At 64.7% G+C, this 24,134-nt stretch carries 23 protein-coding genes; 9 read left to right on the forward strand and 14 right to left on the reverse strand.

The window, feature by feature from the left end:
• Window positions 1–282: 282 nt before the first annotated feature.
• Together ABEA06_RS08195 and ABEA06_RS08200 are read left to right on the forward strand one after the other, a co-directional pair.
• Window positions 283–633: a bifunctional 3-phenylpropionate/cinnamic acid dioxygenase ferredoxin subunit gene (locus ABEA06_RS08195; protein ID WP_303382779.1), complete on the forward strand. Its 351-nt coding sequence runs from the start codon at window positions 283–285 to the stop codon at window positions 631–633.
• Between the two features lie 10 nt (window positions 634–643).
• Window positions 644–1,480 carry an IclR family transcriptional regulator gene (locus ABEA06_RS08200; protein WP_345311153.1) on the forward strand — a complete coding sequence of 279 codons (837 nt, stop codon included), beginning with the start codon at window positions 644–646 and terminating at the stop codon, window positions 1,478–1,480.
• 14 nt (window positions 1,481–1,494) lie between these two features.
• Here ABEA06_RS08200 and purU read toward each other — a convergent pair whose 3' ends face one another.
• On the reverse strand, window positions 1,495–2,397 hold the full coding sequence (gene purU, locus ABEA06_RS08205) for a formyltetrahydrofolate deformylase (RefSeq protein ID WP_345311154.1): 903 nt from the start codon (window positions 2,395–2,397) through the stop codon (window positions 1,495–1,497).
• Window positions 2,398–2,437: 40 nt separating this feature from the next.
• Window positions 2,438–4,927, reverse strand: coding sequence for a GcvT family protein (locus tag ABEA06_RS08210; protein WP_345311155.1), 2,490 nt, complete (start codon window positions 4,925–4,927; stop codon window positions 2,438–2,440).
• Window positions 4,928–5,100: 173 nt separating this feature from the next.
• Here ABEA06_RS08210 and ABEA06_RS08215 point away from each other — a divergent pair, with 173 nt between their 5' ends.
• Window positions 5,101–5,784: a GntR family transcriptional regulator gene (locus ABEA06_RS08215; protein WP_425559510.1), complete on the forward strand. Its 684-nt coding sequence runs from the start codon at window positions 5,101–5,103 to the stop codon at window positions 5,782–5,784.
• A gap of 8 nt (window positions 5,785–5,792) precedes the next feature.
• On the opposite strand, the gene ABEA06_RS08220 is transcribed toward ABEA06_RS08215, so the two are convergent.
• Entirely contained in the window at window positions 5,793–7,739 is a 1,947-nt protein-coding gene (locus ABEA06_RS08220; RefSeq protein WP_345311156.1) for a penicillin-binding transpeptidase domain-containing protein, read from the reverse strand.
• A gap of 76 nt (window positions 7,740–7,815) precedes the next feature.
• Here ABEA06_RS08220 and ABEA06_RS08225 point away from each other — a divergent pair, with 76 nt between their 5' ends.
• A complete protein-coding gene (locus ABEA06_RS08225) occupies window positions 7,816–8,658 on the forward strand; it encodes a LysR family transcriptional regulator (RefSeq protein ID WP_345311157.1) in 843 nt (280 codons plus the stop codon).
• The gene (locus ABEA06_RS08230; RefSeq protein WP_345311158.1) at window positions 8,655–9,530 is read left to right on the forward strand and encodes a serine hydrolase; all 876 of its coding nucleotides are present in this window, start codon (window positions 8,655–8,657) and stop codon (window positions 9,528–9,530) included. The genes ABEA06_RS08225 and ABEA06_RS08230 overlap by 4 nt, the downstream gene beginning before the upstream one ends.
• A 46-nt stretch (window positions 9,531–9,576) precedes the next feature.
• On the opposite strand, the gene ABEA06_RS08235 is transcribed toward ABEA06_RS08230, so the two are convergent.
• From ABEA06_RS08235 to ABEA06_RS08245, 3 genes are all read right to left on the reverse strand, one after another.
• Window positions 9,577–9,993: a hypothetical protein gene (locus ABEA06_RS08235; protein WP_345311159.1), complete on the reverse strand. Its 417-nt coding sequence runs from the start codon at window positions 9,991–9,993 to the stop codon at window positions 9,577–9,579.
• The gene (locus ABEA06_RS08240) at window positions 9,990–10,829 is read right to left on the reverse strand and encodes an NAD(P)H-binding protein (protein ID WP_345311160.1); all 840 of its coding nucleotides are present in this window, start codon (window positions 10,827–10,829) and stop codon (window positions 9,990–9,992) included. The genes ABEA06_RS08235 and ABEA06_RS08240 overlap by 4 nt, the downstream gene beginning before the upstream one ends.
• Before the next feature lie 63 nt (window positions 10,830–10,892).
• On the reverse strand, window positions 10,893–11,339 hold the full coding sequence (locus ABEA06_RS08245; RefSeq protein ID WP_345311161.1) for a MarR family winged helix-turn-helix transcriptional regulator: 447 nt from the start codon (window positions 11,337–11,339) through the stop codon (window positions 10,893–10,895).
• A gap of 82 nt (window positions 11,340–11,421) precedes the next feature.
• On the opposite strand from ABEA06_RS08245, the gene ABEA06_RS08250 reads away from it, so the two are divergent.
• The 3 genes from ABEA06_RS08250 (at window position 11,422) to ABEA06_RS08260 (ending at window position 12,739) form a co-directional block, all read left to right on the forward strand.
• Window positions 11,422–11,841 carry an organic hydroperoxide resistance protein gene (locus tag ABEA06_RS08250; protein WP_303382777.1) on the forward strand — a complete coding sequence of 140 codons (420 nt, stop codon included), beginning with the start codon at window positions 11,422–11,424 and terminating at the stop codon, window positions 11,839–11,841.
• A gap of 131 nt (window positions 11,842–11,972) precedes the next feature.
• On the forward strand, window positions 11,973–12,434 hold the full coding sequence (locus ABEA06_RS08255) for a DoxX family protein (protein ID WP_303382778.1): 462 nt from the start codon (window positions 11,973–11,975) through the stop codon (window positions 12,432–12,434).
• Between the two features lie 47 nt (window positions 12,435–12,481).
• Window positions 12,482–12,739 carry a DUF6480 family protein gene (locus tag ABEA06_RS08260; protein WP_345311162.1) on the forward strand — a complete coding sequence of 86 codons (258 nt, stop codon included), beginning with the start codon at window positions 12,482–12,484 and terminating at the stop codon, window positions 12,737–12,739.
• Between the two features lie 20 nt (window positions 12,740–12,759).
• On the opposite strand, the gene ABEA06_RS08265 is transcribed toward ABEA06_RS08260, so the two are convergent.
• Together ABEA06_RS08265 and ABEA06_RS08270 are read right to left on the reverse strand one after the other, a co-directional pair.
• Window positions 12,760–13,524 (reverse strand): hypothetical protein, encoded by a 765-nt coding sequence (locus ABEA06_RS08265; protein ID WP_303383830.1) that lies wholly within the window; start codon window positions 13,522–13,524, stop codon window positions 12,760–12,762.
• A gap of 82 nt (window positions 13,525–13,606) precedes the next feature.
• Window positions 13,607–14,194: a DUF805 domain-containing protein gene (locus tag ABEA06_RS08270; protein ID WP_312397698.1), complete on the reverse strand. Its 588-nt coding sequence runs from the start codon at window positions 14,192–14,194 to the stop codon at window positions 13,607–13,609.
• A 246-nt stretch (window positions 14,195–14,440) separates the two neighbouring features.
• Between ABEA06_RS08270 and ABEA06_RS08275 the strand changes: the two genes are divergently transcribed.
• A complete protein-coding gene (locus ABEA06_RS08275; protein WP_345311163.1) occupies window positions 14,441–15,994 on the forward strand; it encodes an LTA synthase family protein in 1,554 nt (517 codons plus the stop codon).
• A 46-nt stretch (window positions 15,995–16,040) separates the two neighbouring features.
• Here the strand turns inward: ABEA06_RS08275 and recQ are convergent, their stop codons facing one another.
• The 6 genes from recQ to ABEA06_RS08305 form a co-directional block, all read right to left on the reverse strand.
• A complete protein-coding gene (recQ, locus tag ABEA06_RS08280) occupies window positions 16,041–17,906 on the reverse strand; it encodes a DNA helicase RecQ (protein ID WP_345311164.1) in 1,866 nt (621 codons plus the stop codon).
• 47 nt (window positions 17,907–17,953) lie between these two features.
• Entirely contained in the window at window positions 17,954–19,513 is a 1,560-nt protein-coding gene (locus ABEA06_RS08285) for an ATP-binding protein (protein WP_345311165.1), read from the reverse strand.
• Window positions 19,510–20,955, reverse strand: a complete 1,446-nt coding sequence (locus ABEA06_RS08290) for a glycosyltransferase family 2 protein (RefSeq protein WP_345311166.1) — start codon at window positions 20,953–20,955, stop codon at window positions 19,510–19,512. The genes ABEA06_RS08285 and ABEA06_RS08290 overlap by 4 nt, the downstream gene beginning before the upstream one ends.
• Entirely contained in the window at window positions 20,942–22,039 is a 1,098-nt protein-coding gene (locus tag ABEA06_RS08295) for a HEAT repeat domain-containing protein (protein WP_345311167.1), read from the reverse strand. The genes ABEA06_RS08290 and ABEA06_RS08295 overlap by 14 nt, the downstream gene beginning before the upstream one ends.
• Window positions 22,040–22,046: 7 nt before the next feature.
• Window positions 22,047–22,430: a response regulator transcription factor gene (locus ABEA06_RS08300; protein WP_345311168.1), complete on the reverse strand. Its 384-nt coding sequence runs from the start codon at window positions 22,428–22,430 to the stop codon at window positions 22,047–22,049.
• Window positions 22,431–22,656: 226 nt separating this feature from the next.
• Window positions 22,657–24,006, reverse strand: coding sequence for a threonine/serine exporter family protein (locus ABEA06_RS08305; protein ID WP_303381755.1), 1,350 nt, complete (start codon window positions 24,004–24,006; stop codon window positions 22,657–22,659).
• Window positions 24,007–24,134: the final 128 nt, after the last annotated feature.

Below are 24,134 nucleotides of genomic sequence, written 5' to 3' on the forward strand. Positions count from 1 at the left end.
ATGTTCCTCACGACGCGCATTACGCAACACACTTCGTAATGCGCTTAAGTGTGAAGCGGGTCACGGAAGGGTGTCAAGGGGTGTGGAGCATCCTTTACACACTGTTCACATCACAGCTGTCTCCCAAGTCCCAGGCCGATTTTCACTGACCCAGCCCCCTTGACACTCCCCGAAACCGGCTCGGAGAATGTTGCGTATTACGACATGAGTTGCGCCCCTCGCGATTTTGCTCACCGCGTGTTCGAGGCCCCTCATCCAGGACCCAGTGAAAGAACCACGCCCATGCACAAGGTCTGCCCCCTTTCCGATCTCGAACCCGGAGACGCCATCCGCGTCGAGACGACCCCGCCCATTGCGGTGTTCCACACCGAGGAGGGCAAGCTGTACGCCCTCGATGACACCTGCACCCACCAGGACGCCTCCCTGGCCGACGGCTGGGTCGAGGGATGCGAAGTGGAATGCCCACTGCACGCGTCCAAGTTCGATCTGCGCACGGGGCAGGTGGACGCGCCCCCGGCCAAGTTGCCCGTGCGGGCGCATCGCGTGGAGGTGGTCGACGGCGTCATCATGGTCGAGGAATCCAGCGAGCGCCCCAACCTGCCGCCCGGGCTCACCGTGAGCGGCCACGGATAAGATGACGGGCATGGCCTCCCCCGAGAAATCGCCCTCCCCGCCGCCCTCCACACCAGTGGATGCGGCGGCCGGGGACGGCGTGACTCCGGGCGGCGTCCAGTCCGTGGACCGGGCCATCACCGTCCTGGAACTCCTGGGGCGACTGGGCACTGCAAGTGTCGGCCAGGTGGCCGAGGAGCTCGGGGTCCACAAATCCACCGCGTCCCGGCTGATCAGCGCACTGGAATCACGCGACCTGGTCATGGCCAATCACGAGTGGGGCAAGTACGAACTCGGGTTCGGCATCCTACGCCTGGCCCATGCCATCCCGGCACGATTGAGCCTGGTCGCGGAGGCCCAGACCGAGGTTCGGCGGCTGGCCGACGAGTACCGCGAGACCGTTAATCTCGCCGTCCTGCGGGAAGGCGTTGCGGTGAATGTGGCCCAGGAAATCGGGCCCACATCGCTCGGCACCCACGATTGGATCGGTAACCTCACACCCCTGCACGCCACCTCGAGCGGCAAGGTGCTGCTCGCGGCGCTTTCGTCCGCAGAGCGCGCGGACCTGATCAAGAAGACCCGCCTCACGTCCTACACCGCGCGCACAATCACCTCTCGCCGCCACCTCGAAGAGCAATTGATCGACGTCGCAGCACAGGACTACGCGACCGTCCTGGAAGAACTCGAAATCGGCATCAACGCGATTGCCGTTCCCGTGCGCGACCACCTGGGCACGGTGGTGGCCGCGGTCAGCATCTCCGGTCCTGCCTTCCGGTTCACCGAGGACACCATGGTGGCCATGAGCGAGGATCTCAAGGCCTCCGGGTTGGCCATCAGTAGACGCCTGGGCTACGACCCGCGGGGCTAGTCAGGCTCGCTCGCTCAGCGCAGCACCACGGTACTGGGGCCCTGCAGGATCACTCTGCCTTCGCAGTGCCATTTCACGGCATCGGACAGCGCCTTGCATTCGGTGTCCCGGCCTGCGGCCACCAGGTCCTCCGGGCCGAACGTGTGGTCCACCTGCACGGTTTGCTGGGCAATGATCGGGCCCTCATCGAGTTCCGCATTGACGTAGTGCGCGGTCGCCCCCACGGTCTTGACCCCGCGTTCATAGGCCTGGTGATAGGGCTTGGCGCCCTTGAAGCTGGGCAGGAACGAATGGTGGATGTTGATCACCCGCCCGGACATCCGCGTGGCCAGCGAATCGCTGAGCACCTGCATGTACCGGGCCAGAACCACCAGGTCCACCTCGAAGCGATCCACCAGATCCAGCAGGCGGGCCTCGGCCTCGGGTTTGGTGTCCGGGGTGACGGGCACGTGGTAGAACGGGATGCCGTGCCATTCGACCAGCCGTTGATGGTCCAGGTGGTTGGACACCACCGCCACGATGTCCACGGGCAATTCCCCGGTGCGGCTGCGGTACAGCAGGTCATTGAGGCAGTGGCCGAACTTGGAGACCATCACCAGCACCCGCCGCTTGGCACCGTGCACGTTGAGTTGCCAGTTCATCTGGAACCGTTGCGCCACCGGTTCCAGATCCGCATACAGCGCGTCGCGGTCCAGGGTTTCCCCGGCCGCCGGGGCCACGTGGACGCGCATGAAGAAGTGCCCACGACGCCGATCGTCGAACTGCGTGAGCTCCACAATGTTGCACCCGTGATCCAGGAGCACCCCGCTCACCGCATGCACGATGCCCAGGGTCTCGGGGCAGTCCAGGGTGAGCACCAGTTCCGACGACGCCGCTCGGGGCACGTTGGCTTCTGTGGTTTCCGTCGTTGCGCTCATCACGCCACCTCCTGGGATGCGAATTCGGTCATGGTATTCATCAGCCGCGCAGCCGGGTCATCTCCGGGTCGAAGAGCGGATCCGCCGTGACGGTCGCGGGGATGCGGGCGCCGAAGTACTCGATCTCCACCTCATCTCCGAGCTGCACCGAGGACGGCAAGTACGAATAGGCAATGGGCTTGCCGAGCGTGAAGCCATAGGCGGCGCTAGTGACGTACCCGGCGGGTTCGCCGTTGTGGAACACCGGTTCCTTACCCAGCACGATGGACTGCGTCCGGTTGATGACCAGGCACCGCAGCCGACGGTCCACGGTCTCCTCGGTGAGACCCTCCAGGGCGTCCTTACCGACAAAGTCTCCCTTGTCGTTCCTGACGGCGAACGACACCCCGGCCTCGTAGGGATTGTGTTCGGTGGTCATGTCCGTGCCCCACGCACGGTAACCCTTTTCCAGTCGCAGGGACGCGAACGCTGCCCGCCCCGCCGGAATGATTCCGTGCGGTTGACCCGCTTCCCACAGCACATCCCACAACCGCTGGCCGTTGTCCGCGCTCGTGTAGATCTCCCACCCCAGTTCTCCCACGTAGGACAGCCGCATGGCGGTCACCGGAACGCCGCCGATGCGCGCCTTCGTGGCGCGGAAGTACCGCAGGGCCTCGTTGGAGAAGTCGTCGTCGCTCACGGAAGTGACCACCTCGCGGGCCAGCGGCCCCCACAGGCCGATGCAGCACGTACCGCCGGTGGTATCCCGGACCTGGACCCACCCACCGGGCGCAGCGCCGTCGGTCTGGGCCTTGGCCTCGCGCGTGAGGTAGGCCAGGTCGATATTGCCGTTCGCCCCGACCTGGAACAGTTGCTCTCCCAATCGTGCGACCGTGATGTCGCTGCGAATCCCGCCCTGCTCATCCAAGAGCAGGGTGTAGGTCACCGCGCCGGGCTTCTTGTTCAGGTTGTTGGTGCTCAGTCGCTGCAGGAGGGCCAACGCGCCGGGGCCGGAGACCTCCAGGCGTTTGAGCGGCGTCATGTCGTACATGGCCACTGCGGTGCGGGTTTTCCACGCTTCCACGGCGGCAATGGGCGAGTGGAACATTTGCGACCACGCGTCCCGGGCCGGCGGACGCCACTCGGTGGGCAGTTCCTTGAGCAGACGGGCGTTGGACTCGAACCAGTAGGGGCGCTCCCACCCGCCGGATTCCAGGAAGTAGGCTCCCAGCGCCTTGTGACGCGCGTGGAACGGGGTGACCCGCAGGTCCCGCGGGGACAGCCGAGGTTGCAGCGGGTGGAGCACGTCGTAGATTTCCACGAAGTTCTGCTGCGAGGTTTCGCTCACGTAGGAGGGGCTGAGCTGCACCTCCTCGAAGCGGTTCACGTCGCACTCGCCCAGGTTCGTTTCGGAGCGACCCGTGGTGATGAGTTCGGCCATGGCTTTGGCCACGCCGGCCGAATGGGTGACCCACACGGCCTCCGCAATGTAGAAGCCATCGACCTCGGAGGACTCCCCCATGAGGGGGCCGCCGTCCGGGGTGAAGGAAAAGATGCCGTTGAACCCGTCCTCGATCTCACTGTCGCGCAGCCCGGGCAGCAGGTCCCGTGAGGCCTCCCACGAGGGCATGAAGTCCTCCGGGGTGAACTCCAAACGCGAGGGCATGTGCTTCTCGTTGATGTCCTGCGGTGCATAGCTCCCCAGGTCATCGGGGTCCACCGGCATGGGTCGGTGGGCGTAGGAGCCGATGCCGTACCGGTCGCCGTGTTCGCGGTAGTAGAGGTCCTGGTCCTGGAAGCGCAGGATCGGCAGGCCCGCCCCGTTGGGGTGTTCGTTGCGGCCCTCGAGGTCCGGGACGGGAGCGGTTTTCACGTACTGGTGGGCCAGCGGAAGCAGGGGCACGTCCATGCCCACCAGCCGTCCGACCTTGGGGCCCCAGAATCCCGCGCAAGAAATCACGATGTCCGCCGGCAGGACGTCCTCCGCGGTGCGCACGCCCGTGACCCGGCCGCCGGACTGTTCCACGTCCACCACCTCGGTGCAACCGCGGTAGGTGACCCCGGCCTCGGAGGTGCGCTCGATCAGTAATTGGACCGCGCGGGCCGCGAGCGCCAGGCCGTCGCTGGGGACGTGGAGCCCGCCCAGGACGAGGTCCTCATTGATGAGCGGGTAGAGCGTTTTGCATTCGGCGGAGTCCAGCAACCGGCCGTTGATTCCCCAGGAGGTCGCATAGCCGTGCTTGCGATGCAGATCCGCCCAGCGGGTTTCGGTGGTGGCAACCTCCAGTCCGCCTACCTGGTTGAAGCACGAGGTGCCGTCCTTCTGGAGTGACTTGAGCTTGGTCACCGTGTAGTCCGCGAACTCGCTCATGGTCTTGGAGGGGTTGGTCTGGAACACCAAGCCCGGCGCGTGGGAGGTGGACCCGCCGGGCATGTTCAGGGGGCCTTGATCAAGGACCGTGATGTTGTTCCAGCCCCGGGCCACCAGCTCGTCCGCCAGGTTGGCCCCGACGATCCCGGCTCCGATGATGACAATGCGCGGTGTGGACATGTGCTTCTCCTGGGATGGGTGCGGTGTGGAAGCGGTGAATTGTCGGGAGTCCGGTAAATGGTCCAGGCACATGTACACCTGAGCTGAACAACTTATATACTAGAGTTTCATGTAGCGTAGATAAGACGCGTTCGTCGGTCAAGGGTGCACTGAAAATCAATGTGGGAGGTCCCGTGGACGTGAGCATTATCGGGGCGGAGCAATCGACACCCCAGCGAACCTCGCTGGCCGATACGGCCTACGAGGCGCTACGCCAACAACTACTCACCCTCGACATCCGTCCCGGCGATCCATTGAACGACGCCGCCCTGGCCGAGGGTCTGGGCATGGGCCGGACACCGGTGCGCGAGGCCCTGAAACGACTCGAGGCCGACAAGCTGGTGGTGAGTTACCCCAAGCGGGGGACGTTTGCCACGCGGGTGGAAATCACCGATCTGGTCTACGTCTCGGAAATCAGGATGCAATTGGAGCCGATGGCGGCTTCTCGGGCCGCGCGCGTGGCGTCTGCGGCTACGCGGTCGGAGCTGGCAAGTTTGCAGGAGCAGCTCCGCAACTTCGATATCGAGCACGCCAGCGTTACGGACATCTTGACGTGCGATTCCATGGTGCACCGGGCCGTTTACCGGGCCGCGGGCAATCCTTATCTCGAAGACACCCTGATCCGTTACAACAACCTGGCCACCCGCATCTGGTGCATGGTGATCGACCGGTTGCCGCGTCTCGCCGAGCACGTCCAGGAGCACATTCAGTTGCTGCAGGAAATCATCGACGGTCACGAGGACCAGGCCTCCGCGCTGGCCCGCCATCACGTGGAAGGGTTCGAAGCCGCCGTTCGTTCAGCGTTGTTCGCCGCCTGACTCCCGGTTCAGGGGGCCGGCACGTGACTGCCCGCCTCATACGCTGCATCCAAGAACTTTTTGGCCAGCGGCGCGCCCGTGACCGAGCCGTAGTCGCCGTCCTCCACGAACACGGAGAACGCAAGATCACCCTGCGCCACGATTACCCACGAGTGTGTCCGGGGGAATCCGCCCCGGTCGGGGTCCGGTTGACCGAACTCCGCCGTGCCTGTCTTACCCAAGACCTCGCCTCCCGGGTGGTTGTTCAGTAGGTCAAGGTGTCCCTCAGTGACAACGGCTCGCATCAGGTCTCTCAACTGCGTGGCTTCTTGGTCGGTCAAATTTGTCGGCAGCTCTCGGGCGGGCTTCTCTTCAGGCACCAGCTGCGGACACACGGCGCGCCCTCGAACCACGCTCGCGGCAAAAACCGCCATGCCCAGTGGAGAGGTCTGAATCCTGCCTTGGCCGATCATCGACGCCGCATGTTCGGTCCCCGCATCATCACGCGGAATATTGCCGGAATACGCGGGAATGCCCAGATCCCAGTCCGCCCCGATACCGAGAGCCTCCCCCGCGGATGCCAGGTCGCTTTGGCTCACGGAATCGTGCTTGTCGATCAACGCGGTATTGCAACTCTGCGCGATCGCCTCCCGAAGGGATATATCGCCCAGGTGGTCCGGCAAATAAGTTCCGGCGTTCTTGAACGTCTGTCCGTCCACGGTGATGGATTCGGAACACTGCACGGTCGATTCGGGTGACGCGCCGTGGCGCAGCAACGCCAGCGACGTCGCAATTTTGAACGTGGACCCCGGCGCGTACTGGCCCACCGTGGCCGTGGGGTATGAATTCCCGTCCGGCCCGGAAGCCACCGCTAAAATGTCACCCGTCGAGGGCCGCACCGCAACGATCGCGCTGGGGCTCGCCGTATCCTTGATGATTTCCTCGGCAGCTTTCTGCAAAGCGACATCAAGTGTCGTCTTCAAAGGACTCTTGGCCGGGGCCTTCTGCTCCCACAGCGGTCCCGTAGAGACCGGCGGCGCAGAGCCGTCCAGTTCTCGGATCGTCACTCGCAACGACGGCGCCGCGCGAAGTTTCTCGTCGAAGGCCTCCTGTAGCCCTCCCGCGCCGATCCACTCGACATCCTTGATCTCCTCGCCTTTACTCTCGACGTCTTCTGCGGTGGGGTGACGCACTGCCCCCAGTACAGCACCGGCAAAGCCCCGCTGCAGAGACAGCGGCATGGTGTCAGTCAGAACCATGTAGCCGTCAATGGTCTTCAGCGCGGCCGCGTCCAACTCGAGGAAGTCCGACCGCCGTAACGTGAGGGCGTCCACGAATGCTTGGGGACCGTACGCCGCGACTTTCTCCTGGTAGCCCTTGGGGTCGATGTCGAGCACAGCGGCAAGCTTGCGGGCGGACGCCGCGGCCTGGTCATCGGTGAGGCCCTCCTTATTGATCCCGGGCAGGTGCACTTGCTGGTCCGACACCAGGGCGACGCCGTTCTGGTCGAGTATCTGCGCGCGCTCACCCGGGAGGGTGGCCAGAGCAAGCCCCTGCCCTTCCTCGAGGCCAGGGTGCAGGATTGAGTCCTCCCACCGCACCCGCCATTGTCCGTCACTTTTCGCCAGCTGGGCCTGGGACTCATAGGTCCAAGTCTGCTGGGGATCGGTGGACGGCCAGGTGAAACCGATGCGGGCGGTGGCTGCATCATCGCGTTCATCGATCTCCCGCACTTCCACGTTTGGGCGCAGCGACCCTTTCATCCGTTCGGCAAGGAACGCACCCGTGCCCGAGGGCGCGGACACTAGGGGAACCCCGGCGATATCTCCTTGATGCAGGGCCGTAGCCAGCCGCTCCGCAACGTCCCGGGGGCTCTCCGAACGCCCCGGGGAACAAGACGTCAGCACCGCGGCTGACACGCTTGCCACTCCCAGCCCGGACCAGATGAGGAACGTTCGTCGGTTGGTGGATTCCATGCCTTTGAACCTAGGACTCGCAATCGCCATAGGTCCAATATGATGAGTACCCAAAGTCCATAAGCAGGGAGTTATCATGGCGGTCAATGTGACACGTCTTGCCACGTGTTTCGTGGCCGTGAGTGAACACCTGCATTTCGGTCGCGCTGCGGAGCATCTTGGAATGAGCCAACCCGCCCTCTCGCAAGCCATCCGGCAGCTTGAAACCGTACTGGGATGCCAACTGTTCATCCGATCCGGCTCCGGGGTAAGTCTTTCCCGAGATGGCGAGACGGCTGTGCGGCGAGCTCGCACCCTGATCAGGGCCGAGCAGGATTTCGTGGCCACCCGCGATCGGGCGGTGCCCCTGCTGGGGATCGCCCATGAGGTGCCCCAGGAGCTAGCTCTTGCGCTGATCCAACGGCTGCAGCCGGTCACGGCCCTACGCCTCTCGAGCACCCAATGCGTGACGGACGTGCGTGCGGGAGCGCTGGCCGCCGGCGTCGTCATTACCCCAGCCCTGCTTACCGGCGTGAAGCCGCTGGTTGGCGCTGCAGCGCAAGTGATGCTGTGGACAACTCAGCACGGCGGTGCCATCACCACGGCCGGGCAATTGCGCTCGGCGGCGGGGACCGAATTGGCTGTCTCACCGCGGCGCTGGAACACGGCCGTCTCGCATGAAGTCCAGGACAGTATGCGGCGCGCCGGGGTCACCGCAGTCCTCACCGAGGTCGAGAACGATGTGGCCGCGTTCAACGTCATCGCCCGTGGCGGGTGCGTACTCAACCTGGGCCGCGAGGTTCCCGGATGGACAAGTCGGCGCGTTGATTCCGCCCTGCTACATATTGGATTTCAACTCATTGTTCAGCCCACCATCCGGGAGGACGCCGGGTGGGCGGAAGCCTTCACCATGGTGTTCAACCAGCAGGATCGCTCATGACCTGGCTCGAGGACTCACTGGAACAGATCGCCGACGACGCCGCCGTCGAGTTCACCGTCAGCGCCCGTCACCTTGGTACCGGCGCCCGGTTCGACGTGCGCGCCGATGTCCCCTGGACCGCAGGATCGACGTACAAGCTCATCCTGGCGGCCGCTTGGCTGGAGGCGGTCGCGGAAGGGATAGCGGATCCACATCGCCGGGTTCTGATCGATGAACATGCCCGCCGGGACGGGCCGACGGGACTCTCACTCGCCGATGATCCGGTGGAACTCAGCTACCGGGATTTGGTGCGTTCCATGCTGATCGTCTCGGACAACACGGCCGCTCACTGGATCTGGTCCGATCTCGAGGCCGAGTACATTCAGGAGAAGCTGAACGCCTGGGGCGCCGCTGCCTCGAGCATTGTCGATACCGGTCGGCAGGACATCTCCCGCGTGGACCTGAGCAGTGGTGATGATCTTTGGCCCAGTGAATTGGGAGTTTTCACCTCGGAGAAGACCGACCTGCAACTTTTCAGCGTCACCTCCGCTTCCGACCTACGCGTCATTCTGGAGCGCTTATGGACCGGTCGGCTCGCGACTCCGGAGCTCTGCTCCTGGTTGCGGAGCGTCCTCGGGCAGCAGCTCTTTCGACATCGGTTGGCAAGTGGGTTCGACTATGACGGCGTGGAAGTTGCGGGTAAGACCGGCACCTGGGGGCCGTACCGCCATGAGGCAGGGGCGGTCACCCACCCCGGGGAGCCGCCGGTGGTGATCAGCGTGATGACGCGCTCCGCACGCTCCGCCCAACAACAGCCCCTGGCCCATGCTGCCGTGGGTCGCATCGCGGCTGCGGTCGTCCAGTCGATGAGACAGGGGTGGACAGCGGAATAACCAAGGGCCCTGACACGGCCCATAATCTCGCCCAGCTCTCGTGCATTCAGGCCTGGGAGGACAGGAACTCATAGGCCTCTGCCAGCACAGTCCCCGTTGCCTCGTTCGCCCGACACGTGGACATCGGCACCTGCCCGAACTCTGCACGCGGGATCGGCTCGCGACATAACCGAGCCGTTCGATTCATATCCCAGTCGACGTATACATACCAGCCATGGGCCTCTTCGGACACCGATCTGACCGGGCCTACGGCGCACACCTCCTGCCGCTTGGACAGGTACGCCCAGATCAGATCACCGGATCGCATGCTGCGATAGCCGCTGCGCAGACACCACCGATCCGCCCGCTGGGAGCGCCCGATGGCCTCCCACACAGCGGTGGCATCGGAACGGGTCAGCCAGTCCGCCGGTTGGAACTCCAGGTGCGCCGCCGGGTTGATCGGCAGCAGCCAGTGCACGGTCACGAGGATTCCTCGGTCGAAAGCAGGGCGGCATATCCCTCGCGGTAGGTCGGATAGCGCAGCGCCCCTACGAATTCCTGCATGAGAGAACTGTCCAACACCTTGCCGCGCGGCGCGTTATCGGCGGACGATGAGCTGTCGGCCGGCACGGGCACACCCAGCAATCCGGCAATGTGCGTTGCGACATCGCCCAAGACAGCGGGCTCGGTATCCACGGCATGCACCAACGCGGGCGGTTCGGGAGACTCGAGCACGGTTTGCAGCACAGTCACCAGATCGTCCCGGTGGATTCGATTGGTCATCCGGTTGTGAGTCAGCGCCTCGCCGCGGCGCACGCGATCGATCAGCGACGCGCGCCCGGGTCCGTAGATCCCCGCCGGCCGCACGATGATCACGCCGGGGAACAGTTCCGCCGCCAACTCCTCGGCCGCCAACAATACGCGGGCAGTGTCTCGAGCGGGGGACGGTGGGGTCGCCTCCGTGACAATCTCTCCGTCGCCGCCGCCCAGCACCCCGGTCGAGGACACCAGCACCATGCGCTGGGGCGCGCTCCCATCGGAACTCAGCGCTCGATGCAGGCCCCGCAACGCACCCAGATACGTACGTTCATAGGCAGCAACGTCGCGCCCGTCCGCGGTCAACGTAATGACCACGGCATCAGTCGGCGGCAGCGCAGCGGTTCCAGGGTTTGTCAGGTCCAGAGCGACAGGTGAAATCTCCGCGGGAAGCTGGTCGGGGCGGCGTCGTACCCCCGTGGCGTGCCAACCGCGCTCCACAAGGCGCTGCCCCAGGGCCGTGCCCACATCACCGCAACCGGCCAGAAGTACGTGGTGAGTCATGCGTCAAGCCTCTCATCCGGGGCCGGGAAGCGCCCGTCCGCCACCGCGGACATTGTGGAACGGTCAGCGGTCGTTGCCGAAAGCCTGCGCGATGTCTCCGAGCTGCGCCATCAGCAGGTGGTAGTCCTGCCCCTGCAGGGGGAATCGAGCGGCAATCTTTGCGGGGACCTTTTCGGCGAGTACGCGGAGATCTCGACCGGCATCGGAGAGCTCGATCAGGCGACGTCGTTCGTCGTGTTCGTCGCGGTGCCGCACCACCAGGCCCCGCTGTTCAAGCCGGCGCAGCACGGGAGTGAGCGTGCCGCTGTCCAGGCCGAGGAGGTCGCCGAGTTGACCAACGCCCTGCGGCTCGTCCGTCTGCCACAACGCGAGCATGACCAGGTACTGCGGGTATGTCAGGCCTAATTGGTCGAGCTCGCTCTTGTAGGCGCGCACCACGGCATGGCTGGCGCGGTACAGGGCGAAGCACAGCTGGTTGTCGAGATCCAGTGGAGAGGACGAGGCGGTCACACCTGAATTCTAGCAAGAACCCTGGACACATTTAGATTGTGCGCAATATAGTTGTGTCATCATTACTCACGAAGGAGACACCATGGAACCGATGTACACCGCAGAAGCCTTGAGCACCGGCGACGGCCGCTCCGGTCACGTCCGCACCAGCGACGACACCATTTCCGTTGACCTGGCCCCGCCCAAGGAAATGGGCGGCAGCGGTAACGGCAACAATCCCGAGCAGCTGTTCGCCGCCGGTTACGCCGCGTGCTTCCACTCGGCCTTGCAGCTGGTGGCCAAGTCCGCGAAGAAGGACCTGGGCGACTCCGCCGTGGGAGCCCAGGTGTCCATCGGCAAGGAGGGCGAGGGCTTCGGCCTCTCAGTGGTCCTCGAAGCCGTCATCCCGAACCTGCCCGAAGACGAAGCCCGGGAGCTGGTTGAGCAGGCTCACCAGGTGTGCCCCTACTCCCGCGCAACCCGCGGCAACATTGAGGTCGAGCTGCGCGTCACCAACGAGTAAGCCTCTCGTTCCGAGCCGGGCGGCGCGGTCTCGTTCTCAGCGAGGACGCGCCGCCCGACGCCGCTCCTGCCGGCTCCCGAGCCGAGGTCACCGCACATCCGCTCCCCTGCCATTCGAAGTAGATTCGCTACATGTCTTCTCCCCGACGTCGCCCCGCCCGCGAGCGCTCCCGGACGATCACCCGAGTCGTCTTGGGCATCTTCATGCTGTTCGCGGGCATCGCGCACCTGACCTTTGCCCGCGAGGAGTTCCAGGCACAAGTTCCATCGTGGCTGCCCATTGATCACGACCTGGTGGTGCTGGACTCCGGCGTGGTCGAAATCGCCCTGGGTGCCGCGTTGATCGCGCTCCCCAGGTACCGCTTGATCACCGGCGTTGCCCTGGCCGTGTTCTTCGTGGCGGTGTTCCCCGGCAACATCGCGCAATACGTGGAAGGAACGGATGCCTTCGGCCTGGACACGGATGGTAAACGCCTCGCGCGGCTGTTCGGCCAGCCGCTGTTGATCGCGGCCGCATTGTGGGCCGCTGGGCTCCCGAGACGCTCCCACCGCGCACCCGCTCCATCGGAGCACGTGGCAAGTATGCTTTCTTAACGGGACTTGTGACTTCCCACCCCCCCCATTACGGAAAGCAGGCCCACATGTCAGACATCAATCCCCAGAACCCGCGTCCCGACCGTGAGCAGCTGGCCGCTGCAACCAACGAGGATTCGGGGTACAGCATCGAGGGAGATACTCCGCCCGCCGAGGGTCTGGGTGTGGGGGACACCAACAACGAGCTGGATGTCGACCGCCCCGGTGACCGTTCCAAGGGAAAAATCACGGTGGTAGTGCTCGCCGTCCTCGTGGCCGTGTTCGTGATCCTCGCGATCATTGGTCGCGTCATCGGGTTCATGTAAACCATTGCCGCGGGCCGGGATCAGAATCCCTGCGCCTGGATGATTGCGATCTTCTGCCACACCTTTCGGGCCATGTCGGAGGTGAGGGTCTCGATGCCCTCGACCGCATCGAGCACGTCACCGTCGGTGGTGTCCTCCGCGAAGAGCGCGGCCGTCTTTCCCACGAGTGAGAGCATTTCCGTGCAGTAGTCGAAGTAGTGGGCGAGCTGTTCACGGGTGAGGTCCAACCCGCCGTCGGCCCGGGAACCACGCTGGAGCCGCTCCGGCACCTTGGTGAGCTGGTGCATGTCGATCACGTGCGCCAACGAGCGCAGACGATGAACCAGACGCAGCACGCGGGCGCGTTCCAATCGTTCCGGGATCGCCACCAGGAAGAAAATGGCAATGCCCGCGAACACCAGGTTGTTGACCACGGTTTCCAGCAGCGGGAGCCAGTCCACCGGGCCCAACGAATCCGGTGTCTGCCAGATACTGACGGCAGCAAGCACAATCGCGCCACCGAAAATCGCGAGCACCGTGATGATCCCCAAGCGGGAGAGCAGCCGGGCAAGCCGAATGCGACGTCGACTGATGCCGCCACCACTGGTGACTTCATCGACGAGTCCCAGCAGTTCTCCGCACACCTCCCACAGACCGCGGTCCGGAAAGCGCGAATAAACCCGCTTCTGCAGGGCTGCCGTGGATTCGCGGACGGCGGTGCTGTCCAGGTGTTGGTAGCGGGAACCGGCGGGCGGAGCGTCGTCGTGATCGTCGGGCCGGGCGGGGAGTTCAGCGGGATAGGGCACCCATAGAGGGTACGGGACGGGACAGACCGAGGGCCGCCGATCCTTTCGCATCGGCGGCCCTCGACGTTCACAGTGAATCAACTCACCGGTCGAACCGCGCTCCGGCCGGGTTCGGCGGCAGCACGTAGAAGACCAGCAAAATGAGCGGTCCGAGGAACGGAATCAGAGACAGCAAGTACAGGAATCCGGACATGTTCACGTCATGCAGGCGCCGGACGGCGAGCGCAATGCTTGGAATGATGTGGGCCAACAGGAACACGAGGAACAGCAGCGACAAGAAGATCCCCAATCCGTTGGGTTCACTCCTCGCCGAGTATGAGTAGGACGTGGCGGATGAGACCGTATTGCTGCTCACCACCTCGCTGCCGACCGTGCTGATGAGCACCGTGAACAGGGCGTAGACCAGGAACATGAAGAGCGCAATCCACCAGTACTCGGAACGGCTGGCGCGCCCGGAGAACTGGGCGTACTTCTTGTAGAACCGCTTGATGGCTTGGCCGGGTCCCACGGGAACGCCCGGCTGGGAGCCAGGTTGCCGGTAGCCGCCCTGGTCGTCACCGGGTGCGCGACCGGGCCGATACTGATCGGCGGCCGGATAAGCGTCGTACCGTTGGTAGTTGCCTGGTTGCGAGTCTCCCTGCTGGGAGGCATCAGAGTTGGGGGTGGTCATGGTATGCCCTTCACACGTGCGAATGATGTGTTTACAGACACTAACCCGTGAGTAGCCGCCGTTCCATTAGCTCGCGAGAGTCCTTTCCGAGCCTCCCAACCCGGTTTCGCCGGTAATTCCAAGCAATCAACCCCCGCCTTAACCCAGGGGAACGGGTAGGTTAACGGTAGTCGTTTTCAGGTGCCCGGTACGGGCGGATCCACGGATGCTCGGCAATGGGCTGGGCATCGCACGCGAGGAGTTCTCATGATCACCCGGACCCTCCCTGCAATCCGCCGGTTTGGCGTGATCCTGGGGTACCTCCTGGTGTACGTGTTGATCTGGGCCGGTCTCGCCATGCTCATTGCCGCGATCGGCATCCGAAACTACTTCGGCAAGATCTCCTTCGGGCAGATGCGCCTCAACATTGTCACCTTGGAAACCGACGGCGGCGGTGGCTCCCTGGTCTGGATGGGCATTCTGGGCATCGGTGTACTACCCCTGGTCATCACCGTCGGCATTGCGGTGTGGCAGTATTTCCGGCGCCGCAAGCGCCGTCGGCTGGGGTACGACACCCAGCCTCACAGCAAGAAATGGGCCATGCGCGGTATCTCGACCGCCGTGGTTGCCACGGTTGCGGCGGGCGGAACCACGGCGTTCGCCTCCACCGTGGGCATTGGGGACTACATCCGTTCGGCCAGTTCGCCGTACAACATGGGCGACTACTACGCGGAACCCACGGTCACCAGCGCGGACGCCAAGCGCAATCTGGTGACGATCTACTTGGAGTCCGGTGAGCAGACCCTCGCGAACGACGAGCACTTCGAGAAGGACGCCTTTGCTCCCCTGAAGGACGTGACGCGACCCGAAGACGGCTGGCAGAGCATCGAGAACTTCAACCAGTACGAGGGCGGCGGCTGGACCATGTCCGGGCTGGTCTCCACGCAGTGCGGTGTACCGCTCAAGGGCGTGGGGGCCTCGGTGGACAGTGGTTCCCCCGACCAACTCGTCGGCAGTATGAACAACTACCTGGGCGGCCTCACCTGCCTGGGCGACATCCTGGCCGAGCAGGGTTACAACAACGTGTTCCTGGGCGGCGCCAACCCGTCCTTTGCCGCCAAGGGCACGTTCCTGGCAAGCCACGGGTACACCAAGGATCTGGGCCTCGACGACTGGCGTGCCGCCGGGGAAGCCGAGGAAAGCTTCCGCAGTGACTGGGGCCTGAGCGATCAGCGCCTCATGGCCAACGCCAAGGACGAGATCGATCAGCTGCACGCCACGTCGGTGCAGACGGGCCAGCCGTTCAACCTGTCCATGCTCACCCTGGACACCCACGAACCGGTGCACATCTACGACTACTGCACCGTGGACACCGAAAGTGAAGTGACCTCCGCGTTCTTCTGTTCCATGACCCAGGTCGCGGACTTCGTGGAATATCTGAACCAGATGGGATATCTCGAGGACACCTCCGTGGTGATCATGGGTGACCACCTCAAGCACATGAGCGCCGGCGACGCCTTCCACGAGCAGCTGGGCGGGGACACCAACCGCACGATCTTCAATCGCATCTGGGTTCCGGGCGAGACCGGCACCCCCGAGACCCGCTCCGACGCCGATCAGCTCAACATGTTCCCCACCCTGATCGAGGCCGCCGGGCTGACCCTGGACACTCGCGAGGCCGGGTTGGGCGTTTCCGTCTTCACTTCCGACATCCCCGGGGATTCCGCGCAGAGTTTCGAGCCGGATCCGTACAGGGACTTGCTGGAATCCCGGTCGGAGAGGTTTTACTCCGAGGCCTGGGCCAGTCCCGCCGCGCCATAACGCAGTCCATCCGTCATTCGCCGACGACGCCGCGTGCACGTGTTGTTCACGCGTGCGCGCCGAGCGCCTCCAGCACCGCGTCCCCGTACTCCGCGAGCTTCTTCGCGCCGACGCCGCTCACGGCACCCAATGCTCGCACGCTCGCAGGCTTCGCCTCCACGATGCCCACCAGGGTTGCATCCGAGAACACCATGTACGGCGGAATCTGCTTCTCCTTGGCCACCGACGTGCGCCATGACCGCAGGGTCTCGAAGACGTCGCGGTCCGCCGTCTCCAAGCCCTCGGCGGCCGAGGTGCGGGCGCCCCCGGCGGACCGAGCGCGACCGCGAGCCGGCGACGTCGGCGCCCTGTCGACCGCCAAGTCCAGGGTGACTTCGCCGCGCAACACGGGACCGGCGTTCGGACCGGGGACGAGCACACCGTAGTCACCCACGGCCTCCACGACCCCGCGCGCGAGCAGCTGCCGCAGCACCGAACGCCATTCGCGCTCGGTCAGCTCCGTGCCGATCCCCCACACGCTGAGTTCATGGTGACGTGACTCCACGGAACGCTCGTTCTCTCGGCCGAGCAGCACGTCGAAGACCTTGCCCGACCCGAACTGCTGACTGCGCTCGCGCTGCAACCGGATGAGGGCGGAGAGCAACTTTTGTGCGGGCACCGTCGCATCCCACATGGTGGGCGGCTTGAGGCACGTATCGCAGTTTCCGCACGGCTCGGACTCCTGGCCGAAGTAGCGCAGCAGCTGCACGCGCCGGCATGAGACGGTCTCACACAGGGCGAGCATCGCGTCCAGGTGCGAGCGCGCGTTGCGCATGTGCAGTTCGTTGCCCTCGCCGCGGTCGATCAGGCGCCGCTGATTGACCACATCACCCAGACCGTAAGCCAGCCACGCGGTCGACGGGAGCCCGTCGCGTCCCGCGCGGCCCGTCTCCTGGTAGTAACCCTCAATGCTCTTGGGCAGATCCAGGTGGGCGACGAAGCGCACGTCCGGTTTGTCGATGCCCATGCCGAACGCGATGGTTGCAACGATCACGATCCCCTCTTCGCGCAGGAACCGTTCCTGGTGATCATGCCGGACCGACACCTCCAGACCCGCGTGATATGGCAATGCTGCAATCCCGTGCTTCTCCAGCCACTGCGCGGTCGTTTCCACGCTTTTGCGGGAGAGGCAGTAGACGATGCCGGCGTCGCCGTCGTGCTCGGTGGTGATGAACTTCAGAAGCTGATCGCGGCCGCGGTCCTTGGGCTCGATCCGGTACTGGATATTGGGGCGGTCGAAGTTGGAAACGAAGTGAACGGCGTTCTCCATGCGCAGGCGCTCGGTGATTTCGCGATGCGTGCTGCGGGTGGCCGTGGCGGTCAGCGCAATTCGAGGGACGCTGGGGAACGCATCCGCAAGCACGGACAGACCCAGGTAATCGGGTCGGAAGTCGTGGCCCCACTGGGCAACACAGTGCGCCTCGTCGATGGCGAAGAGCGCGATCCGGGCCCGGCGGAGCAGGTCCAGGGTGCGCGGCAGGATCAGTCGTTCGGGTGCCATGTAGAGCAGATCGATGTCGCCGGCGAGCAGTTGTTGTTCAACCGCTTGGGCCTGCTGGAAATCCAGGGAGGAGTTCAGGAAGGCCGCTCGAATTCCCACTGCCTCAAGCGCCGCCACCTGGTCCGACATGAGCGCGATCAGGGGCGAGACGACGATCCCGGTGCCCTCACGGAGAATCGAGGGGATCTGATAGCACAGTGATTTACCGCCGCCGGTGGGCATGAGGACCACCGCTTCTCCCCCGCTCATCACCTGATCAATGATGGCGGCCTGTTCACCGCGGAACTCGTCGTAGCCGAAGACGTCGGAGAGGACGCTCAGGGGTGTGGGTGCGGCGGCGACGGTCTGCATAGCGGTGTGGTGGTCCTGCATGGTCTCCACACTATGTCCGGTTCCGGGTTCAGGAAGACCCGAGCGGCTCAGCCCTGGGACAGAGGCGCCGCGCCATCCTCCGGAACCAGGGGCAGGTCCATGATGACCGTGGTTCCTTCTCCCTCGACCGAGTGCAGCTCCACGGTCCCGCCGTGCTGCTCCACGATCGTGCGCACAATGACCAGCCCCAATCCCGTACCGGGGATCTGCTGGTCCGCGGCGTTCGAGGCACGGGTGAAGCTGGTGAACAACAAATCGATGTCCTGGGCGGGGATCCCCATTCCCGTGTCCTCGCACAGCAATCGCGCTCCCGTGCCGTCGGGCGTGCGGGAGAGGGAAAGGGTCACCGTGCCACCCGGTGGGGTGAACTTCACGGCATTACCCACCACGTTGGTGATGGCCCGTTCCAATCGGTCCCTGTCCCCCAGCACCGGCCACGTTCCTGCGATCTCACCCCTGATGACCACCTGACCCCTCGTGGCCTGCGGGACGAGATTGGTCATCACCCGGGAGGCGCAGTCTGCGAGATCCAGCTCGCGGTAGTGCCTTGAGCGGCCCTCTTGCTCCTGGTCCAGCTTATTGATCAGCAGGAGGTCCTCGATGAGCAGTAGTAACCGGTTGGTATTGCGGTGGACCACGTTCAGCACGCGATCCTGCTCCGGAGTGATCTTCCCGTAGTCCCCGTCCTGCAGCATTTCCACATAGCCGCTGATGGAGGTGAGCGGGGTGCGCAGCTCATGGTTCGTGGTGGATACGAACATGGATTTCTGCCGGTTCAACTCGTGCAGTTGCTCGACCGTCCGCTCACGCTGAGCGGCCACTTCCCGGGCCTCCCGAACCGCCTCGTTGAAGGTCTTCGCAAGGTGGATGAGTTCCACGGCACCCCGCGAGGTGTCCGCAACGGCATCGGCTTCACTCTGACTTTGTCGAGCCACGGTGCGCTGCAGATTCAGCAGGGGAGCGGCCAATAGCTGATCCACCCGACGCAGCGCCACGAGGATCACGGCGGAGGACACCAGTGCGGCCGCCAGCAAGGCTATACCGGCCGCCCTCATGGACCGGTTCAGTTCCGTCCTACTTTGCTTCCGCAACTCCACCGCGGTGTCGCTGAGACCGTCCAACTGGGCCAGGGCCTCATCCATTGCCGCCGCGGTCTGCTGCAGATTGGTCGTTGACCGCGGGGAGGAACTGTCCGGAGTGCGTGTCAGGACCAGCCATTCATCCACGGCATCGTTCATGCGTTGGATCTCGGGCAGACGGCCTGCCGCAATGGTCTCGAGTCGCTCCTGGGCGGCGGTCAGATCAGCGGTCGCCCGCACATAATCCTGCGCGAAATCCTCATCCTGGCTGATGACAAACCCCCGCGAGGCGGTCTGGGCCTGCAGGAGGGCCCCTTGCATTTCATGGGTTGCGTCCACGAGGGGCGTGATGGTGGTCCGGGTCGTCTCCACGTGCTCCCGCACGGATGCCAGTCCCCACGCGGCTGTGGCTCCCGTGATCAGCAGTGCCACAAACCACAGGATGATCAACCGCTGCAGGATGACACGTACCCTGCGGTGGCCCGCGCTACCCAGCCTCGCGCGCATGCGCTGAGCCCGGGAGCTCACGAGTCCACCTCGGTGAAGCCCAAGCGAGTCATGGTCCCCCACTTCTGCTGGCGCCCCGTCAGTGCGGCGAACCAGCCCTCCAGACGCCACCACGCGGTGAGTTGACGGTAACCCGCGTTCTCGAGCACGGCGGCTATCAGGGTGATCCCCAGATCCCGCCAGCGAGGGTATTTGTGGTAGCTCAGTTCCTCCACGGTCACCGCGGCAAGGGTCACGATGATGGCGTAGGCGTAGGCCACGAACATGAAGAGCAGGAAGTATTGCCATGACACCAGCCCGAGGGCGAAACCGAGGATGATGAGCGCCAATCCCAGGAGCTCCAACAGCGGGGCGATCAGCTCGAAGACCCAGTAGTAGGGCACCGCCACGAGACCCAGCCGACCGTAGCGGGGGTTGAACAGCATGTCCCGGTAGGCCCACAGCGTCTCCCACAGGCCTCGATGCCACCGTGACCGTTGTCTGCGTAGCACGGCAGCGGTGTCGGGCACCTCGGTCCAGCAGATGGGTTCGGTCAAGAACGTGACACGGTAGGGCTTGCCCTGCTGCCGGAAGGTCTTGTGCAACCGCATGACCAGCTCGAAATCCTCGCCGATGCTACTGGTGTCGAAGCCGCCCACCGAGATCAATGCGTCACGGCGGAAGACGCCGAAAGCCCCGCTGATCAGTAAGAGCGCATTAATCCGGGACCACCCGGCCCGGCCCAGGTGGAAGGCGCGAAGATATTCCAGAACCTGGATGTCGGCAAGGGGCCTTCCGGGCATCCGGACATCCAGCACGCGCCCGCCCTTCACCCGGCACCCGTTGGCGGCGCGGATGACCCCTCCGGCTGCCACCGTGGTGATCGGGTCCTCAATGAACGGCCGGGCCACCGCCAGCAGCGCCCCGGGGTCCAAAATGGAGTCCGAGTCCACGAACAACACAAGGTCCTCGCGGGCCAGGTTCACGCCCGCGTTGACCGAATCACTGCGGCCCGAGTTGGCCTTACGCACCACCGTCAGCCGGGTCCGCCCGTCGCGAGGCATATGAATACTCGTGGGCGCTTCCAGAACTGCCACGTCCTGCGGCATCCGGCGTGTCACCGGGACCAGGTCGAAGGCTTTACGGAGCACCTCAAAGCCGTTGTCGGTGCTGCCGTCGTCCACCACAATGACCTCGTGATGCGGGTGTTGCAGGGACAGGAATGATTCCACGGCCACGCGGATCCCCATCTCCTCGTTATGCATGGCCGTCACCACGCTGATTCCCGGCATGGTCCGGGATCGCATGAGCTCCTCGCGACCGGCGAACGGGACCCGCTGCCGATGCGACACGAAGTCCACGGTCGCCAGCACGATCATTGCCAGGTAGGAGGTGTTGATCAGCAGGAAGTACACGAGAACGGGCCACGCTACGAACGCGAGCACGGCCGCGACGGCGGCGCGCAACAACTCAATCCAGTCCACGGGTGGCACTCCTCATGGTTGCGAGTTGCAGTGCGTAGGTGGCGGGCAGCTCAGCGGGACCCGGGGCGTCCGCGAACGCCCGCAGCCGCTCGCGGCCCCGCGGCCCCAGCTCCGCGAGGGCCACGGCCGCGCGTTCGGACAGTCTCGGACGGGTGTCCGCAACGAGCGGGGCCAACGCTTCCACCGATGAGGGCAGCCCGATTTCCTCAAGGGCATCCACGGCAGCGAGCGCCACGGTCTCGTCCGAATGCTGTGCGAAGCGGGACAGCATGGGCAGATCGAGCGAACCCCCGATTTCACCGAGTGCTTCCACGAGCGCCGCGAGGGTCCGGGGGTCCTGCTCCACGGCGAGCCGTTGCCGGACCACAGGGGCAGCTCGCGGTAACGGGCGGGTGCCGATCACCGTGGCCGCGACGTGGCGCACGGAAGGTTGCGGGTGCGCCGTCGCCTCCGCGACCACGGGGGCCACGGCGTCGTCGAACGCGCACAGGGACTCGACGGCCACCCAGCTGGGGAGTCCGCGCGGACGACGTCGCGGGGCCACCGCGCGCACCACGGGCCGGGCGGCCGTGCTGTCGCCGAGGAGCGTGAGGGCGCGCGCTGCGGCGACCACCACGTCCATGGAACGGTCCTGGAGCAGGGGGACGATCTTGGACCCCGATTCGCGCTCCCGCATCAACCCGAGGGGCCAGGCCGAGTACGCGCGCCGGATCGAGCGTTTGGAGGCCAGCCCCCGCAGCGCCCAGTTCGCCCGGCCGTGCGAGCGCAGCACCTGGGCCAGGGCGCGCGCCGGTTCCCCCTTGACCTTGGAGAGCATGGTGGAGACCGTGCGGTCCACCACGCGTACGCGTTGGTGGGTCACCGTGGTCAGCCGACCCAGTGCGGAGGAGTCTTCGTCCTCCCCCGAGGCCACCGCGAGCATGGCGGGTCTCAGCTCTTGGAGGACCTGGCGTTCTCGGCGTTCGCGCCAGAGCCGCCCGGCCCGCGCGCCGAGGATCACGGCGAGCAGAAAGATCGCGGCCCACACCAGGACCCACAACACCCCGGTCAACAGCTGCGGGGCCACCACGGTGGGGGTCACCACGAACGGTTCACCGTCCCCGGCCGAGCAGGGTGTTGACCCGGTGCAGCAATTCTCGCGGGCTGAAGGGCTTGGTCACGTAGTCGTCCGCGCCGGTGTTGTAACCGTCGTCCACGTCCGTGTCCCGGGCGCGTGCGGTCAGCAGGAGCACCTTGACCGGATCGAGGCGTTGCTCGGCCCGGATCTGACGCAAGACGTCCAATCCGCTGAGTCCCGGCATCATGACGTCCAGCACCACCAGGTCCGGTGCGGTGTCCTTGAGCACCTCGAGGGCCGCATTGCCGTCTCCCACGGCTCGAACATTGAAACCGGCCTGTTCGAGTTTGAAAACCACGAGATCCCGAATATCGGGGTCGTCGTCCGCCACGAGAACTGAGTGCTGGTCAGGGGTCACGAGGGAACTCCGTGGGGTGGGGGGGGGAACACGCTCCGCGGGGGGTACGGGCGTGGAACTACCACACAGAATATGCGAGTTCATAGAAAAAACCGGGATTGCCCGCGGTCTTAGGGGAGGAAAACGCAGCACCGCAATCTGGTGGGAGGCAAGTGCACGGATCCCGCGGCGAAGCGGCATTTTCTGCACATGAGATTTCTGTGCTGCAGAACCCCGACTCAACCGGTCACTGCGTGAACGGCTTGGAGAAGATCGGGACCATGATGTCGCTGAAATTCTCCTCGTCAGCCATCTCCTTGCGGAAAGCACGATCCGGGTATTTGTGGGTGAATTGTTTGCGGCGGCTGGCCCACAGCGCCTCGGAGGCGAGGTACTGACCCAGGATGGCCCCCATGGACAAGCAGAACGCCGTGATGGTGGCGTCCAACAATGACTCGCCGGCGCCGTCCATGCCGAAGATCGTGCCCAGCACGCCCTGGTACACCAGCATCCCGGGGAACAGCGGCAGGAGTACGACCATCAGGGAGGCGTTGGACGCCATGTTGAGCGCGCGCGTGAGGACCACGCACACGGCCCCGGCCGCAATGGATGCGATCAAGATGGCCCCGAAGGAACTGATACCGGCGGTGGTCAGGGAAAGCATGAAGAGCATCACCAACCCGCCGAACACGCCAAGTGCTCCGAGTTTCCAACCACGTCCTCCGGAGGCGAGCGCAAAGCCGGCCGACACCAGAACGGCACCGAGCACTGACAGCCCCCAGCGGGTGTCGTCCATCTCCAGGTGTTCGATGAAGTTCATGTCCTCACCAAAGATCGGCTGCATCAAATGGATACCCAGGGTCACACCGGCGACCAGGCCGGCGGTACTGGTGACCACGTCCAAGATGCGGCCGGAGGCTGAGATGTACCATCCGGTGATGACGTCGTGCACCGCGCTGTAGGCGGCGATACCTGCCAACCAGGCAGCCAGGGACGCGACGATGCAGACCGCGGGCTGCGACGTCGAAAAGAAGAGGCCGGAGACGCATGCGCCCATAACCGCGGTGAAGCCACCCGCTGCGAGACTGAAAATCGCGGGTGCCTGGGTGCGCACGACCAGTGCGTAGACCGCATATACGGCAGCGGCAACCAAGGCGGAGCTCAGGGTCGTGACCAGTCCGCCACCCAGAATGAGAGCGAATCCGACACCGAACATTGCGAAGCCCGTGGCAGTCAGACGATGCCCGATGACACGCGATGTGGCTGTGACCTCTTCCATCTTCCGGATGGCCTCATCGATGGAGAGCTGATTCATCACAAAGGCTTCAAGTACCTCACCGGTCTCGGTACGCAGGCCAATGTCCAGCGTGCCCGGTTCGGATTCGAGGATGCGGGTGCTGGGCGCGTCGTCGGGCTCTTCCTGGTGACTGATGGTGACCTGGCCCAAGCTGACACTCACGGTGACGTTGGGCATCTCGGTCTTCTGGAAGATCGACAGGAGGGACTTGGTGGTGCTGGCCGATCCCGAACCACTCCGGATCAAAGCGTCCGCGATCAGAAAGGCCAGCTTATAAGCCGCCTGTTCAGTGGAAAGCATGACGGTCACCCTAACGTCACCACGCGGGCTGCCGCCAATGACGATAGCGGCGGAGCAACACACCTGATCAGACCCGGGTGCCACTGTCGACTCGCACCGGGCGGCTGTACTCTGTGCAAATGCAGATA

Source organism: Kocuria gwangalliensis, from assembly GCF_039544365.1.
In the GTDB taxonomy this organism is placed as follows: Bacteria; Actinomycetota; Actinomycetes; order Actinomycetales; family Micrococcaceae; genus Kocuria; species Kocuria gwangalliensis.